General features: G+C 64.4%; 12 protein-coding genes and 1 pseudogene. 8 read left to right on the forward strand and 5 right to left on the reverse strand.

The features are described 5' to 3' along the window. Positions 1 to 461: 461 nt before the first annotated feature. The 8 genes and pseudogenes from purL (at position 462) to F4X08_04715 (ending at position 10,108) form a co-directional block, all read left to right on the forward strand. Positions 462 to 3,376, forward strand: a pseudogene (gene purL, locus F4X08_04680) (phosphoribosylformylglycinamidine synthase subunit PurL). Positions 3,377 to 3,497: 121 nt separating this feature from the next. Next, positions 3,498 to 4,334, forward strand: coding sequence for a phosphoribosylformylglycinamidine synthase subunit PurQ (locus F4X08_04685; GenBank protein ID MYD25091.1), 837 nt, complete (start codon positions 3,498 to 3,500; stop codon positions 4,332 to 4,334). 22 nt (positions 4,335 to 4,356) lie between these two features. Further along, a complete protein-coding gene (locus F4X08_04690; GenBank protein MYD25092.1) occupies positions 4,357 to 4,926 on the forward strand; it encodes a hypothetical protein in 570 nt (189 codons plus the stop codon). Beyond that, positions 4,923 to 6,995, forward strand: a complete 2,073-nt coding sequence (locus F4X08_04695; GenBank protein MYD25093.1) for a S8 family serine peptidase — start codon at positions 4,923 to 4,925, stop codon at positions 6,993 to 6,995. Before F4X08_04690 ends, F4X08_04695 begins: the two co-directional genes overlap by 4 nt. 213 nt (positions 6,996 to 7,208) lie before the next feature. Next, positions 7,209 to 7,532, forward strand: a complete 324-nt coding sequence (erpA, locus tag F4X08_04700; GenBank protein MYD25094.1) for an iron-sulfur cluster insertion protein ErpA — start codon at positions 7,209 to 7,211, stop codon at positions 7,530 to 7,532. Positions 7,533 to 7,604: 72 nt separating this feature from the next. Beyond that, the gene (locus F4X08_04705) at positions 7,605 to 8,429 is read left to right on the forward strand and encodes an Mrp/NBP35 family ATP-binding protein (GenBank protein MYD25095.1); all 825 of its coding nucleotides are present in this window, start codon (positions 7,605 to 7,607) and stop codon (positions 8,427 to 8,429) included. Beyond that, positions 8,429 to 8,962 carry a hypothetical protein gene (locus tag F4X08_04710; protein ID MYD25096.1) on the forward strand — a complete coding sequence of 178 codons (534 nt, stop codon included), beginning with the start codon at positions 8,429 to 8,431 and terminating at the stop codon, positions 8,960 to 8,962. The genes F4X08_04705 and F4X08_04710 overlap by 1 nt, the downstream gene beginning before the upstream one ends. 21 nt (positions 8,963 to 8,983) lie before the next feature. Then, positions 8,984 to 10,108: an XdhC family protein gene (locus F4X08_04715; protein ID MYD25097.1), complete on the forward strand. Its 1,125-nt coding sequence runs from the start codon at positions 8,984 to 8,986 to the stop codon at positions 10,106 to 10,108. On the opposite strand, the gene F4X08_04720 is transcribed toward F4X08_04715, so the two are convergent. The 5 genes from F4X08_04720 to F4X08_04740 form a co-directional block, all read right to left on the reverse strand. Next, on the reverse strand, positions 10,105 to 11,337 hold the full coding sequence (locus F4X08_04720; GenBank protein MYD25098.1) for a DegT/DnrJ/EryC1/StrS family aminotransferase: 1,233 nt from the start codon (positions 11,335 to 11,337) through the stop codon (positions 10,105 to 10,107). The two genes, F4X08_04715 and F4X08_04720, sit on opposite strands and share 4 nt — an antisense overlap. 15 nt (positions 11,338 to 11,352) lie before the next feature. Next, entirely contained in the window at positions 11,353 to 12,261 is a 909-nt protein-coding gene (ftsY, locus tag F4X08_04725) for a signal recognition particle-docking protein FtsY (protein ID MYD25099.1), read from the reverse strand. Between the two features lie 173 nt (positions 12,262 to 12,434). Then, the gene (gene trxA, locus F4X08_04730; protein MYD25100.1) at positions 12,435 to 12,758 is read right to left on the reverse strand and encodes a thioredoxin; all 324 of its coding nucleotides are present in this window, start codon (positions 12,756 to 12,758) and stop codon (positions 12,435 to 12,437) included. A gap of 106 nt (positions 12,759 to 12,864) precedes the next feature. Continuing rightward, positions 12,865 to 14,475, reverse strand: coding sequence for a sigma-54-dependent Fis family transcriptional regulator (locus F4X08_04735; protein MYD25101.1), 1,611 nt, complete (start codon positions 14,473 to 14,475; stop codon positions 12,865 to 12,867). Positions 14,476 to 14,496: 21 nt separating this feature from the next. Then, a complete protein-coding gene (locus F4X08_04740; GenBank protein ID MYD25102.1) occupies positions 14,497 to 16,152 on the reverse strand; it encodes a sigma-54-dependent Fis family transcriptional regulator in 1,656 nt (551 codons plus the stop codon). Between the last annotated feature and the right edge of the window lie 84 nt (positions 16,153 to 16,236).

Genomic DNA, 16,236 nt, shown 5'->3' on the forward strand with positions numbered 1-16,236 from the left:
TTCTGTCCCGTCCGCTCCGGCCTATGCGGGCCCGTTACCCGTTACCCCGTGATCGATTGTGGTGTGAACGGTGTGCTGAACGATGCGTGCCATACAGGGTCCTGTAAAAGCTGTCCAGAATATGCGAGCGGCAAAGACGCCATCGTCAGACAGACGGAAAGGACATTCCGGCGGGTGCGCGTTCGAAATCGAAACTGCGTCGTTGCTTAATCCAGTGGGAACCGGAAAGGACCGCCGTCGAATACGACCGCAATCCAACATGCACGGACCATGCGGACCATCGACAAGGACTGGCCCGGACGAACGGCCCCAGCGTAAACAAATTACACCGAAACGCCCGTCAAGTCAAGTGTTTTCCCTTTAAGATTGACAGGCGCGGGGCCGGTGGATAGATTGGGCACGCTCAAAACCGGACGCCGACCCACGAACGGAGATCCTTCCCGCCTAGGAAACCACAGCGGATGACCGCGGAATCGAAGACCCGGCGTATTGCCGTCGTGAACAGGAAAGACGTGGTGGACGCCGTAGGCGAAGGGCTCCGCGGCGATATCCTCGACCTGGGCATCGGGGGCGTCGAGGCCGTTCGGCACGTCCGGCTCTACGCGCTCCACGGCGCCATGTCGGCCGCCGAACTGGACCGGATCACCACCGGTCTGCTCGCCGATCCGGTCACCCAGGAACATCTCGAAATCGCCGTCGCGGGCCTGCCGGTCGCTCCCGGAGAGTGGGGCGTGGAAGTGTGGTTCAGGCCCGGGGTAACCGACGCCGTGGGCGAAACGGCGCTGAAAGGCAGCCGCGACCTGGGCGTCGCGGAGATAGATTCGGTGGACACCGGGCGGGGCTACATCCTGGCGGGTCCGCTCATCCGGTCGCAGGTCGACACCATATGCCGTCGGCTGCTGGCCAACGACGTGATCGAAAGATACGCATGTTACGAAGGGGGCCAATGACCTTCGAGGCCGACCACACGGTCGAGACCTTCTCCCTGCTGAAGGCGACCGACGATGAAATGACGCAGCTGAGCCGGGACGGCATGCTGGCGCTCAACCTGGAGGAAATGCGGTCGATCCGGCACCATTTCAACGCGCTCGGCCGCGACCCGACAGACGTCGAAATGGAGACGCTGGCCCAGACCTGGTCCGAGCACTGCAAGCACAAGGTCTTCAACGGGGTCATCGACTACGTATCGGGCCGTAAGACGGAGCGCATCGACAACCTCTTCGCCCGCACTATCAGGAAGGCGACCGAAGACATCCGCCGGGCCCAGGGGCCGAACGACCGCTGTGTATCCGTGTTCGTCGACAACGCCGGGATCATCGAATTCGACGACGACTATCATCTCGTCTTCAAGGTAGAAACGCATAACCATCCTTCGGCGCTGGATCCCTACGGCGGCGCCAACACGGGAATCGGCGGGGTCATTCGCGATCCGCTCGGGACGGGCCTGGGCGGCAAGCCCATATTCAACACGGACGTCTTCTGCTTTGCGCCGCCCGACTTCCCCTACGACGATCTGCCGGAAGGCGTCCTGCATCCAAAGCGCGTCTTCAAGGGCGTCGTGGCCGGCGTCCGGGACTACGGCAACCGCATGGGCATACCGACCGTCAACGGGGCCATCCTGTTCGACGAGCGGTACCTGGGCAACCCGCTGGTGTACTGCGGCACCGCGGCCATCATTCCGGTCGACCGGTGCGAGAAATCGGCCGAACCGGGCGATCTCGTCGTCACCATCGGCGGGCGGACCGGCAGAGACGGGATCCACGGGGCCACGTTCTCGTCCATCGAGCTGACCGACGCTTCGGAATCTACCGCCACGCAGGCCGTTCAAATCGGGAATCCCATCGAGGAGAAGAAGATCCTCGACGTCCTGATGCAGGCGCGGGACCGCAGGCTCTACCGGAACATCACCGACTGCGGCGCCGGCGGGTTCTCGTCGGCCATCGGCGAGATGGGAGAGGATACGGGCGCGGAAGTGCACCTGGAGAAGGCGCCCCTGAAGTACGGCGGCCTGAAACCGTGGGAGATCTTCCTCTCGGAATCCCAGGAACGCATGATCCTGGCCGTTCCCCCCGAGCACATCGAGGCCCTGCGGGACCTCTGCGCGAGTGAAGACGTGGAGGCCTCGGTGATCGGCGAGTTCACCGGCGACCGGCGGCTCCGGGTCACCCATAAGCCCGATGCGGGAGAAAGCCGGATCACCGTCGCGGACCTGGACATGGAGTTCCTGCACAGTGGGGTACCGCGCATCGTCCGGACAGCCCGGTGGGATCCGCCGGACCATCCCGAGCCGCCCGCGACCGGCCGTCCCGGTCCCGCGCAGAGCCTGATCCGGCTGCTGTCATCCTGGAACGTGGCGAGCAAGGAGTGGGTCGTCCGCCAGTACGATCACGAAGTACAGGGCGGAAGCGTGCTGAAGCCGCTTCAGGGCGCTCGCAACGACGGCCCGGGCGACGCCGCCGTCGTGCGCCCCGTGCTCTCGTCGGACCGGGGTGTCATCGTCGCCAACGGCATCAACCCCTCCTATGGCGATGTAGATCCGTACTGGATGGCGGCATCCGCCATCGACGAAGCTCTCCGCCAGATCACCTGCGTCGGGGGCCGTATCGACCGGACCGCGCTGCTGGACAACTTCTGCTGGGGCAATCCGGACAAGCCGGACCGTCTCGCCGCGCTGGTCCGCGCGGCCAAGGCCTGTTACGACGTCGCGGTAGCCTACGGCACGCCTTTCATCTCGGGGAAGGACAGCTTCTACAACGAGTTCTCCGACGGCGAACGGACCATCGCCATCCCGCCCACGCTGCTCATCTCGGCCATCTGCGTGATGGACGACGTGCGCAAGGCGGTCAGCATGGACGTCAAGGCGCCTGGAAACAGCATCTACGTCGTAGGACGCACGCGCGATGAACTGGGCGGTTCCCGGTACTACCGCATGCTCGGATTCGTCGGGCGGAACGCGCCGACCGTGGACGCCGCCGCCGGGAGCGGGACCATGAACCGGTTGCACGCGGCCATTTCGCAAGGCATCGTGGCCGCCTGTCACGACTGCTCCGAGGGCGGTCTCGCCGTGGCCGCAGCGGAAATGGCCTTCGCGGGCGGATACGGCATGGCCCTGGACTTGGACGCCGTGCCCCGGGATCCGGAAGCGGACCGCGACGACACGGTCCTGTTTTCCGAATCGAACAGCCGCTTCGTGGTGGAGGTACCCGAGGGCCGGGAAGCCGACTTCGATGCCATAATGGAAGGAAGCCCGTTCGGCCGCGCGGGGACCGTGACCGGGGAGGACCGCTTCCTCGTGCGCGGACTGGGCGGCGATGAGATCGTTTCTACGGAATTGTCCATATTGAAGGAAGCATGGCAGCGGCCCCTGCGGTGGTGACGCCGCGCGGCGGTCCGTCCGGTAGCTCGACGGTTGGAGGCCTGGGTGCCAGCTGCCCGTCCGACAGCAGTCCGGCGACTGCCGGCCTTCCATGCCGTTCCTATATGACCCAGGAGCATCCATGTCCAAAGTCTCGGTCCTGATACTGCGCGCCGCGGGGATCAACTGCGACGAGGAAACGGCCCACGCCTTCCGCCTCGCCGGCGCGGAGCGGGTCGATCCCGTCCACATCAATGCCTTCATCCAGGGTCGCCGGCACCTGTCCGAGTACGACGTGCTGGTCCTGTCCGGTGGGTTCTCCTACGGTGACGATCTCTCCGGCGGCAAAGTGCTCGCCAACGAGATGCAGTGCAAGCTGATGGAGGACGTGGAAACGTTCATCGGGGAAGGCAAACTCATCCTCGGCATCTGCAACGGATTCCAGGTGCTGGTCAAGATGGGGCTGCTGCCCCAGACGGAACGGGGGGGCAGGCGGCAGGAAGCGACGGTGTTCTACAACGATTCCGGCAAGTTCGAGTGCCGCTGGGTCTACCTGCGCAGGAACCCCGATAGTCCCTGCGTCTTCACTCGGGACATGCCGGAGACCATCTACATTCCGGTCGCGAACGGGGAAGGCAAGGTCATGCTGGCGTCGGAGGATGTACGGGCGCGGCTGGGACCGGGCGGTCACGTCGCGTTGCAGTACGTCAATCCGCCCTGGGTGTCCGCCGGGGAGGCCACTAAAGAGGAAACCGGGGTGGCCGCCGGGGAGACGGCCTATCCCTGGAGTCCCAACGGCTCGGTGGACGCCATCGCCGGGATCTGCGACGCCACGGGACGGATCTTCGGGCTCATGCCCCATCCGGAGCGCTACACCCACCCGACCCATCATCCCCGGTGGACCCGGGAGGGAAGCCGGGAGCCGGACGGACTGCATATCTTCCGGAACGCCGTAAACTATGTCCGCGGGGCCCAGTAGCTGCCGATGGGAGCGCAATTAAATGAGCTTCCCTCCCTTCACCCGAGCCATCGAACGTCGCATGTACGTGATCGGGATCCTCCTGGTTCCCGTCGCGCTCTTCGTGCTGCTCAGTCTCGTCACCCACGCAGAAACCGACTACCCCAATTCGAGCCGGAGTCCGGGTGAAGTCACCAACCTGGGCGGCCTTCCCGGCGCCCTGGTATCCTACGGCGTGACGCTCGCCCTGGGATACGGAGGATACGTTGTCCCCGTCCTTATTGGAATGCTGGCCTGGAACCGGATCCGGGGGCAGCATCCAGTGAGACTGCTCTTGCAAGCCGTCTGGCTCCTCGTGCTGGTAGTAGCAGGGATTTCCACGGGGAGCCTGATTCCGGTCCTTCCCGAGTCCCTCAGATTCAGGATCGGCGGCGTGCTGGGGTTCTACCTGGGCGGTCAGATGGCGGGTGCGCTGGGCGTGGACCGATCACTGGTACTGGGCGGCTCCTTGTTCCTGGTTGTCCTGGTGGCCATGTTGTACTTTTACCTGATCAGACGAAGAAGACAAAGAGCCGTCCGGCTCCGTTCCCGCCAACCGGGAAGTCCTCCATGAAGCGATGCTTGCCGTTCCTGTTCGTCCTCGTTGCTTCCTATGCTTACGGCAGCCCACCGCCCGGTCAGCAGCCGGTGCGGGGGACGGTCCCCGGTATTGAACCGGGAATTTCCGACCGCCTTTGGAACGAGCTCGCTACGCGGCCGTCCGATGAGACGCTGAAGGTATGGGTCTACCTGGCGGACAAAGGACTCGACCCGGGGGCCGGATTCGATGCCGCGCTGGCGGTCGCCGAGGACCGCCTGGCGCCCCGTACCCGTTGGCGGCTTTCGACAAGAAGCGACCGGCTGGCGGGGTGGGAGGATATCCCCGTCCACGTCCCGTACATTGAGCGCATCGAAGCGTTGGGGGGCAGGATCCTCCAGGTGTCCCGCTGGCTGAACGCGGCGAGCGTGTCCATCCCGGCCGGGGATATCGAAGACCTGGCCGGTCAGCCCTTCGTGCTCAGCATCGACGCGGTCGCCCGTCTCCGTCATCCGCGCCCCGTCCCGTCGCAACGTCCCGGCCGCCTGGAAACGGACGCAAGGCTTCGGGCGGTCCAGCCCAACCGCCTCGACTACGGTTCTTCGTTCATCCAGCTGAACCAAATACACGTGCCGGAACTCCATGACCTGGGACTTACCGGAAAAGGCGTGCTCGTAGCGCTCTTCGATACGGGATTCAGTCTGGATCACGTGGCCTTCGACAGCCTGAGAACCCGGGTGGAAGCCCGACGCAACTTCCTTCGCGACGAATCCGGGTTTACCGACCTGGAGGACACCGGTCACGGCACGGCGGTGCTCGGTACGATTGGCGGATATGCGCCGGGTGAGTTGATCGGTCCGGCTTACGGCGCCCGCTACCTGCTCGCAAGCACGGAGGTTGTGGCCTTCGAGAGAGAAGTCGAGGAAGACTTCTGGGTGGCCGCCATGGAATGGGCCGACAGTCTGGGCGCGGACATCATCAGCAGTTCACTCGGATACCTTGACTGGTACACTTATGCCGACATGGACGGAGAGACGGCCGTCATCACGCGGGCGGCGGAGATGGCGGTACGCCGTGGCATCGTGGTCGTGAACAGCATGGGCAACGAGGGCGACACCCCCTATGAGAAGATGGCGGCGCCCGCCGACGCGGATGGCGTGATTTCCGTGGGCGCCGTCGATGGCGCGAGCAGTCGCGCGGCGTTCTCCTCCATCGGCCCCACCTTCGACGGCCGTATCAAGCCGGATGTGATGGCCATGGGGGAAGACACTTACACGGTACATCCGTTCATCATCGATGATTACCTGCGCCTCAACGGCACATCCTTCTCTGCGCCCCTGGTGGCGGGGGTCGCCGCGCTTTTGCTGGAAGCCTACCCCCACTGGACGCCCGGGAAGGTGCAAAGCGTACTCCGCCGGACGGCCGGCCAGGCCGCCGCTCCGGATACGCTCAACGGGTATGGCATCGTCCACGCGCTGAACGCCCTGATGACCGAATCGCGGGGGGTCGTGCGGTCCTTCACGGCCGAGGTCGGACTGAGCGGTGTTTTTCTTGCCTGGACCGCGGGGCTGGAAATCAACCTGCAATCCTACCGGATCGAACGCCGGGACTACCCCGATGGGTCATTCGAAGTGCTGACCTCGGTACCGGTGACCCGATCCATGGACCCTTCTCAGCGTTCGAATACCTACAGTTTCACGGATACGTCCGCGCAACCGGGAACGTCCTACGAGTACCGGTTGCAGCCCGTGGGCCGCGCGGGACTGGCGTTGACGGCGGAACCTGTCACGGTGCGCATTGATCACATTTCCAGCCTGTCCGACGGACTGGTAGCGGTCCTCTACCCGAACGCGCCGAATCCCTTTGCCTCCAGCACGCGTATACGCTTCGAATTGTCGGAGCCGGTCTATGTCACCTTGACGATATACAACCTGCTCGGGAGGAAGATTCGGGTGCTGGTCGATGAAACCCACGGACCGGGCAGATACGCGCCGACCTGGAATGGCATGGACGGCGACGGCCGTGCCGTGCCCAGCGGCGTGTACCTGTACCGCATGACCGCGGGCGGGATCGAGCAGAATGGCAAGATGCTGCTGCTGCGTTAGGGAAGCGTGCTGCTGCGCCAGGTGCGGCGTGCAGCCGGGTCGCGACACACGATTTCGGCTTGGCGAGCTTCGATAAAGAGGTTGACATCCAGGCGGGTTCTGGTTTATATAGCCTTAGCGACAAAAGGTACATGTTTCGGGTCGTGCAAGACGGATACAAGTCAGCGCAAACAAAGCAACTTACGCCATTCATTCGCAAGGGGGTTGGACATCATGGTCACCGTGACGGACGTTGCCGCCGACAAGATCAAAACCATGATCGAGGACCAGGAAAATCCGGATCTCGGACTGCGCGTCATGATCTCCGGCGGGGGATGTTCCGGATTTCAGTACAAGCTTGCTTTCGACAAGAACGCGACCGACAACGACCAGATCATCGAGCAGAACGGCATCAAGGTTTTCGTCGACAACAAGAGCGCCATCTATCTGATGGGTGCGGAACTGGACTATGTGGAAGGGCTGATGGGCGCAGGGTTCAAAGTCAGCAATCCCAATGCCAAGGGCACCTGCGGCTGCGGCGAGTCGTTTTACGTATAAGTCCGACAGGCGCGGGAACGGAATCGCGCATGCCGGACAGCCCAGGCAGTCCGTAAACGCGGATCGAGCACTTTGGCTGCGGAAACCGAAATCCCCCGTGACGCGCTGACCGGTATCCGTCACGTCATCGCCGTGGCCAGCGGCAAGGGCGGCGTGGGCAAGTCGACGGTAAGCGTTAACCTGTCCCTCGCCCTCGCGGAAGCGGGCCATGAGGTCGGCCTGCTCGACGCGGATATTTACGGCCCGAACGTGCCCCAGATGATGGGCGTATCCGGGTCCCTCGAGAAAGATCCTTCCGGCAGCATCCAACCCATTGTCAAGCATGGTATCCGGCTGGTCTCTGTCGGTTTCGTCGCGGGGCCGTCCGACGCGGTGATCTACCGGGGCCCCCTGGTGGGCAAGATGGTGAAGAGTTTCCTCGGAAACGTTTCCTGGGGGGAACTGGACTACCTGGTGGTCGATCTGCCGCCCGGCACCGGCGACGCATCGCTGACCCTTGCCCAGTCGGTCGAACTCACCGGGGCCGTCATCGTCACGACCCCCCAGCAGGTCGCCCTGTCGGACGTGCGCAAGGCGATCGCCATGTTCCAGCGGTTGCGGGTCCCCGTACTGGGCATCGTCGAAAACATGAGTTACTTTCTCAACGCCGCGACGGGTGAACGGACCCACATCTTCGGCCGGGGCGGCGGTGCTGCGTTGAGCGATGAACTGGGCCTGCCCTTCCTGGGTGAGATTCCCCTATCGCCGGCCGTATGCGCGGGAGGAGACGCAGGAAAACCCATCTTCCTCGAGCCCGGGAACGCCGTCGAAACGGAGGCCTTTAAGGGTGTCCGGGCGGCCGTCGAGGCCGAGATCGAGAACCAGCCGGCGCCGCTGCCCGGTCCGGTCCGGACCTGATGCTGCGACTTCCCCGGACCGTCTACGAAGGCATGGCGGACCATGCCGTGGCGGAGTATCCACGGGAGTGCTGCGGGTTCCTCACCGGTACAGACGGTCTGGACGGTCCAGACCGCCCGGATGAACCGACCGAGCCGGTGGACCCGGTAGGCCAGGTCGAATCAATAGACCCGGAGTCCTGGCGGGTGCACCGGTGCAGGAACATCCAGGACGAGTTGCACGCGAAAGACCCGGCGGAACATCCCCGGGACGCCCGGACCGCATACGCCTTCAGCCGGGCGGACATGGAGCGGCTGTTCTTCGGGGAGTTCGATCCTCCGGGCGCGCGGGTCCAGGGATTCTATCATTCCCATCCGGACGCGCCGGCGTATTTCTCGGAGAAGGATCGGATGGATGCCATGACCGGCTGGCTGGACCCGGAACCCGGCTACCTGGTCCTTTCCGTCACGAAGGATGCCGTAAGCGATATCAAGATGTTCCGATGGGTAGACGATGAGACGGGTTTCGAGGAATTGCCCGTGGAACTGGTTTAATCCTCTAGCAGGGATAGACGCATGAAAGAGGTTTTCGACGAGGTCGTGAACGTCCTGTCGCGGGGCGAGAAGGCGGCGCTTTCCACCATCGTGTCGAGCAAGGGATCGCTGCCGATGAGCAAGAAGGCGAAAATGCTCGTCAAGTGGGACGGCTCGTTCACCGGCACGGTGGGCGGCGGTTGCCTGGAAGCCGACGTCTGGGCCGAGGCCCGCGAAGTCATGGACCGTTCCGCCCCCAGGCTGCAGCACTTCATCCTGACCGAGAAGCACGCCGGCGACGAGGGACTGAACTGCGGCGGCAACGTGGAGATCTTCACGGAACCGATCCGGACGGGCCCCATGCAGGAGATCTTCGAGGCGATCCGCGGGCTTCACAACGCGCGGGGCATCGGGCTCCTGGCCACGCTGGTGTCGGGAAGAGCCGGGACGGAAGCCGGCAAGATGCTGCTCACCGATACCGGCGAGACCGTCGGCACACTCGGAGACCCCGCCCTGGACGACCAGATCCGGCTGGATGCGGACCTGGAAATCACCGAGAACCTGTTGCGGGTGGTCACGCTGGAACACGAAGGCGTGGAGACCCGGATCTTCCTGGAGTCCATCTGGCCGGCGCCGCAGTTGTTCCTTTTCGGCGGCGGCCACGTGGCCAGGGCCATTGCCCGGGTCGCCGATACCGTCGGGTTCCGCATCATCGTAGTGGACGACCGGCCGGCCTTCGCGAACCATGAGCGGTTTCCCGAAGCCGACGAGGTGGTCGTGGACGCCTTCGACGAGGTCGTGGGCAAGCTGCCTATCGACGGTTCGTCCTACCTGGTCGCGGTGACCCGCGGACACCAGTGGGACCAGCCCGTCATCGAGCAGGCGGTGTGGACCGACGCCGCCTATATCGGCATGATCGGCAGCCGGCGCAAAATCGCCCTGATGTGGAAGAACCTGGAAGGAAAAGGCGTGCCCCGGCACCTGCTCGAGCAGGTGCACGCGCCGATCGGCAAGGAGATCGGCGCCGATACCCCCGAAGAGATCGCTGTAAGTATCATGGCCGAGTTGATCGAATTCCGGAGGTCCGGCGGAAAGCCGGCCCACCTGGTTTCCACAGTGAAGGACGCGGCCGGAACGGCGGGTGCGGCGCTTCGCCGCGCTGACTAAGCTTCCCCCAGCTCGTCGCGATGTTCCCCGATCCTCGCGACCGCCCGGACGATGTCATCCATGTCGTCCCGGTCCCCCAGCAGCACATTCTGCGAGAACCATACGGCCTCCGAACGGCAGGCCCGTTCCGTTACCGGCAGATTCATCGCGCCATAGTCAACGGCGGACAGCGCCTGGCTCCGGTATATGCCATAGTTCCGTTCCGTGAAAACCGGTTGTTTGTACAGGGGGATGGAGTAGCCCGGACTGGCGGGGATTCCCTCGGCGCGCAGGGCCTCAATGAACCGTGTCTTCGGGACGCCTCCGAAGGATGCTTCGTTGTACCTGAACATGTAGATGTGCCGCGCGTGGCGGTCGGCCTTCGCGGGCCTGGCCACCGGTGATATGCCCGGAATCGCCCCGAGGCGTTCGGTCAGATACTCGCCGTTCGCGTGACGCTGCTCGGCCTGGGCCTCCAGGTGATCCATCTGGACCATGAGCAGGGCGCCCTGTACCTCGGTCATCCGGTTGTTGCCGGCTATGCGGAAGTGGTTGTAACGGGGTCCCGGCGCGACGTGCCCGCAGTCGGCGAGGGACCGCGCCGCCGCCGCCAGCTCGTCGTCGTTGGTGAGCATGATGCCCCCCTCGCCGGCGTTGAGGTTCTTGGAGGACTGGAAGCTGAAGGCGCCGATCGAACCGATGGCGCCCACGCCCCGGCCTCCCCACCGCGCACCGTGAGCCTGTGCCGCGTCCTCGATCACCGCAAGGCCGTGGCGGCCGGCGATTTCACCGAGCCGGTCCATGTCCGCGGGCAGGCCCGCGAAATGCACCGCCACGATGGCCCGGGTCCGCGGCGTGACCGCTTCCTCGACCCGGTCGGGGTCCAGGTTGTAGGTAAGGGGATCGATGTCGACGAACACGGGCACGGCGTTCGACATCACGATCGAGCTGGCCGATGCGATGAAGGTATAGGCCGGTACGATGACCTCGTCACCGGGTTCGATACCGACCGCCTGCAGCGCGAGGCAGAGGGCCGTGGTGCCGTTGCAGACGGCAATGCCGTGGGCGGCGTGCTGGAAGGATGCGAAGCGCTGTTCGAGGTTGCGCACCTGCTCGCCCTGGATGCTTCCCCATCGGCCGGAGCGCACGGTTTCGCCAGCGGCGCGGGCGCTCTCTTCCAGGTTCATGGGCCAGGCCGGAAAGGGTTCGGTCCGTACCGGCACCGCGCCGTTTATCGCCAATCGGGGCATGACATTCTCCCGTAATCAGTTGAAGAGGGCGTCCACGAAGGCCGGCGCGTCGAAGTCCTGCAGGTCCTCGATCTGTTCGCCCACGCCGATGAGTTTGACGGGGATCCCCAGGTGCACGCCGATGGCGAACACGATGCCGCCCCGCGCGGTCCCGTCCAGCTTCGTCAGTGCGATACCCGTCAGGCCGCCCAGGGCTTCGCTGAAGACGCGGGCCTGGGAGAGGGCGTTCTGGCCCGTGGTCCCGTCGAGCACGAGGAGCACCTCGTGGGGCGCGCCGTCCATCTGCTTGCCCGCGGTGCGCTTGATCTTCTTCAGTTCTTCCATCAGGTTGTCCTTGGTATGCAGCCGGCCCGCCGTGTCGATGATCACCACATCCGCATCCCGGGCTGCTGCGGCCTGCATGGCGTCGTAGACCACGGCCGAGGGGTCGGATCCGTGCTGGTGCCGGATGAAGTCCGCCTCCGCGCGGCGCGCCCAGACCTCCAGCTGGTCGATGGCCGCCGCCCGAAAGGTATCTGCCGCGGCGATCAGGACCTTCTTCCCCTCCCCGGCGTAACGGGCCGCCATCTTCCCGGCGGTCGTAGTCTTGCCCGAACCATTGACCCCCACGATCATGATGACCCGGGGCCGCTGGTCTGATACGGGTGCCGGCGCATCGCCCAAAATGTCCGTCATCTCCTCGCGGAGCAGACCCATGAGGTCATCGGGATTCCGGGTCCGTTGGTCGACCGCGCGGTCCCGCAGTCCGTCGATGATCCGCAGGGTCGTTTCCACGCCCACGTCGGTCTGCAGCAGGATGGCTTCGATCTCCTCCAGCAGTTCCTCGTCGATCCGGTCATACCGGCCCACGGCCTGGTGGATCCTGCGCGAAAGCCCGTCCCGCGTCCTGGTCAACCCGTCTCTCAGTCTGCGTACTACTCCCAGCATGCCCTGGTCTCCGAATTCCTCTTGTGTTGACCGGCTGCCCGGCCGGACCGCATACAAAAAACCGGGAGTGCGTCGATCGGCCTTCCCGGCTTTCGTTGAATATCCGTCCTACGTTTATCGAGCCGGGCCTGGCTGCATCGGCCGCGCCTGGCTGCATCGGCCGCGCTTGATTACAGGTGGCCGTCGATCTTTTCGGCGAGTTGCTGCTTGGGGAGCGCGCCGATGATCCGATCCACCTCGGCGCCGTCCTTGAAGATCAGGAGGCTCGGTATGCTCCGAATGCCGAAACGGGTGGCCGCTTCCCGGTTCTCGTCCACGTCGACCTTGACGACTTTCAGGCGTCCGTCGTAATCGCCCGCGAGTTCCACCAGCGTGGGGGCGACGGCCTTGCAGGGCCCGCACCACTCCGCCCAGAAATCGACCAGTACGGGCGTGCTGCTTTCAATGACCTCGGATTCGAATTGATCGTCCGTTATTGCTGTTGGCTGTGCCACTTTCGCTGCTCCTTTCACGGTGATGTATGTAAATCGCTCCCAGCCAAATTCGGTGTTTCAAGGGCGATTTGTCAAGCATTTTCGCACCGCGAATCACCGGATGGGATCAGGCGTATTCGTCCAGGCCGTAGTCCCTGATCTTGCGGTAGATGGACCGCTCGCTGATGCCGAGCTCCCGCGCGGCCCGGCCCCGGTGCCCCTCGTTTCGCTCGAGCGCGCGGCGTATGGCCTCCCGCTCCCAGTCTTCCATGGAACGCAACCGGTCCAGTCCGGCATCGGCCGGCACGGCCTCGGCCGGGACCACCTCGGCCGGCCGTTCGAAACCAGACTCCGCGTCGTCGTGAGACGGTTCGACGTACTGTTCTGCTCCCGAAGGGGGTTTTCCGAGTTCCTGCTCCGCTTCCGCGGGGGGCGGCAACTGAAAACGTTCGGGAAGCTGTTCCGGACCCCGGCCGAGGGCCGTGGAGATCTTGGCCGGGAGTTCGTGGATGGCGGTCAGGATCTGCCAGAGGATCTTGTAGAACATCTCGCGGTCCATGTCCTGCGGGTCGCGGTTCTGGGGGACCGGCAGGGTCCGGTTCGCCATGGGCGGCGTGTAGATGCTGTCCGGCAGGTCTTCCGCGTCGATCCTGGCCTTGCCGGAAGTCACCACCAGTGATTCGACGAGGTGTCGCAGTTCCCGTATGTTGCCCGGCCATTCGTAGTCGGAGAGGGCCGCCAGGGCTTCCTCCGTGAAGACGGGAGGGGGCGCGCCGGGCTTCCCGGGGGCGTGCCGCATGAAGTGGCCGATCAGCCTGGGGATGTCGTCGCGGCGCTCCCGCAGGGCGGGCAGATGGATATGCACGGCGTTGAGCCGGTAGTACAGGTCCTGGCGGAACGTTCCGTCGTGGATGTCCCCGGAGAGGTCCCGGTTGGTCGACGCGATGAGGCGGACGTCGGTCTTCACCGGCGTCGAGCCGCCAACGCGGATGAACTCCTGCTGCTCCAGGACGCGCAACAGCTTTACCTGGGTCGAACGGGGCATGTCGCCGATTTCATCGAGGAGCAGCGTGCCGCCGTGCGCCTGTTCGAAGTACCCCTTCCGTTGGCCCTTGGCGTCCGTAAATGCGCCTTTTTCGTGACCGAACAGTTCGCTTTCCAGCACCCCTTCGGCGATGGCGCCGCAGTTGATGGGAATGAAAGGGCCGTCAGGCCGGTCGCTGTAATGATGGATCGCCCGGGCGAATCCCTCCTTGCCGGTGCCGCTTTCTCCCGTGAGCAGGACCTGGATCCCCGTGGGCGCCACCTGGAGCACCGAATCCATGGCGGCGATGAAGCGCTCATTCTTGCCAAGGAGCTGGAACCGTTGGTGGAACTCCCGCCGGAGGTCCAGCATGCGCATTTTCGTGAGCAGTTCTTCGGCGTCGACGGGCTTCTCGATATAGTCGCTGACGTCCAGTTGGCGGAACTGCCGGGGAGGCTCATGCTGCCGGGTGGTGAGCATGATATCGGTGTCGGGGTGCTTCGCCGAAAGGGTGCGTATCAGCTGCTCCGGATCGGCGTCGCTCAGGGCGAGATCGACGAAGACGACATCCGGCGGGTCCGTCCTCGCCGCGCGCAACGCCTCGGCCGCGGCGCCGGTCTCCAGCACGTCGTAACCCGCATTGCGCAGGATGCTCGCCGCGTGACGCCGGCTGTCCGTTTCACCGTCGACGATCAGTATCGACCGACCTTCCAAACCGGAACTCCTTGGCTGACGCTACTCCAGGTGATAGGCCTTTATTTTCCGAAAGAGGGTGCGCTGTCCGATTCGCAGGACCCGGGCGGTCCGCGCCTTGTTCCGTCCGCAGGCGGCCAGGGTCGCGGCGATCAGTCTCCGTTCGCCTTCCTTCATCGTCATGCCTACCCGGATGTCCACACCGTCTTCGTCCTCGCCTTCCGCGGCGGATTGGCCGGACCGTTCGGGCAGGAATTCCGCCGGGATATCCTCCACGTCCAGCCCGTCCCCGTCGGCGAGCAATATCATGGTTTCCAGGCACCGTCTCAGCGACGCGCCGTCCGCCGACCAGTCGACGGCGGCCAGTACGGCCAGGGCCCGGTCGGTGACAGGCCGGACGGGCACGTGGCGCTGTTCGGCGATTTTCCCGGCCAGGTAGCGGATGAAGTCCGGCGACAGGTCGTCCGGCCGGTCCGGTACTTCGTTCAGCGGGACCGCCGTCGATTCCGGCTGGGTATGCCGTATGAATTCCGGGACGTCCGCCACGGTCAGGGTCTTTCCCGTACCCATGACGATCATGCCCTCAATGCAGTTCTCCAGTTGACGCACGTTCCCGGGCCAGTGGTAGGTGGACAGCAGTTCCAGGGCCTGCGGGTCGATACGCTCGATCGGCTTATTCTCCCGTTCGCCGAACCGGCGGATGCAGTGGTCGATCAGCAGCGGGAGATCCTCTTTCCGTTCCCGCAGGGGCGGCAGGGAAAGGGTCACCACGCGCAGCCGGTAATAGAGGTCTTCCCGGAAGCGTCCGCTTTCTATCTCGGCTTCGAGGTCGCGGTTCGTCGCCGCGATGACCCGGGTGTCCGTCTTTAGCCAGTTTCCGCTGCCCACCCGCTGGAACTTGCGTTCCTGGAGGACGCGCAGCAGCTTCACCTGGGTGGAAGGCGCGAGTTCACCCACCTCGTCGAGGAAGAGTGTGCCTCCGTCGGCCAGTTCGAACCGGCCCCTGTAGGTCTTGACCGCGTTCGTGAAAGCGCCTTTCTCGTGGCCGAACAGTTCGCTCTCGATCACCCCTTCCGACAGGGCGTTGCAGAAGACGGGCACGAAGGACCTGTTCCTCCGGGAACTCGCGCGGTGGAGGGCGTGGGCCACCAGTTCCTTGCCCGTGCCGCTCTCGCCGAAGATGAGTACCGTGGACTGGGTATCGGCGATCTGGAGGATCTGCTCCCGTATACGCTGCATGGACGCGGACCGCCCCACGATGTTCTCGAATCCGTACCGGGTGTCGAGCTGGTGTAACAACTCCTGATTTTCCTGCACGATGCGCTGGCGGTCCAGGATCTTCTCGATTTCCGCCGCGAGCTTCTCCACGTACACGGGTTTTTCGAGTACGTCGTACGCCCCCTCCTTCATGGCGGCCACGGCCAGGCCCATAGATCCGGGGTCCGTCATCAGGATAACGCCCACCTCGGGATTCCTGCCCAAGGCGACGCCCATCAGGCGCAGTCCTTCGATTCCGGGGGCGTTCAGGTCCGAGATGATGACGTTCGGGGATTCCGCCGCCAGGACGTTGAGCGCCTGGTCGCTGTTCTCCACGGCGATTACGCGGTGATCCAGCTGGGTCAGGCCGTAGTGTTTCTCGTCCCGGTTACGGGAGGAACCTTCAACCAGCAGGATGACCGATTCTGTCGGACTGTTCATGGTATCTGGATCGGGAGGAAAAGGTCAGGTTGACGGGGCTTCAAGCCGGGCGGCCGCTTCCGATTCGGCGTCCACTCGAAATTA

Source organism: Gemmatimonadota bacterium (genome assembly GCA_009841265.1).
Lineage (GTDB): Bacteria > JAAXHH01 > JAAXHH01 > JAAXHH01 > JAAXHH01 > JAAXHH01.

Excerpts from the sequence above, each read along its gene's own strand:
- F4X08_04715 (MYD25097.1), top strand. The coding sequence starts at position 8,984 with ATGAAAGAGGTTTTCGACGAGGTCGTGAACGTCCTGTCGCGGGGCGAG.
- F4X08_04685 (MYD25091.1), top strand. The coding sequence starts at position 3,498 with ATGTCCAAAGTCTCGGTCCTGATACTGCGCGCCGCGGGGATCAACTGC.
- F4X08_04720 (MYD25098.1), bottom strand. The coding sequence starts at position 11,337 with ATGCCCCGATTGGCGATAAACGGCGCGGTGCCGGTACGGACCGAACCC.
- F4X08_04695 (MYD25093.1), top strand. The coding sequence starts at position 4,923 with ATGAAGCGATGCTTGCCGTTCCTGTTCGTCCTCGTTGCTTCCTATGCT.
- F4X08_04740 (MYD25102.1), bottom strand. The coding sequence starts at position 16,152 with ATGAACAGTCCGACAGAATCGGTCATCCTGCTGGTTGAAGGTTCCTCC.
- F4X08_04690 (MYD25092.1), top strand. The coding sequence starts at position 4,357 with ATGAGCTTCCCTCCCTTCACCCGAGCCATCGAACGTCGCATGTACGTG.
- erpA (MYD25094.1), top strand. The coding sequence starts at position 7,209 with ATGGTCACCGTGACGGACGTTGCCGCCGACAAGATCAAAACCATGATC.
- F4X08_04710 (MYD25096.1), top strand. The coding sequence starts at position 8,429 with ATGCTGCGACTTCCCCGGACCGTCTACGAAGGCATGGCGGACCATGCC.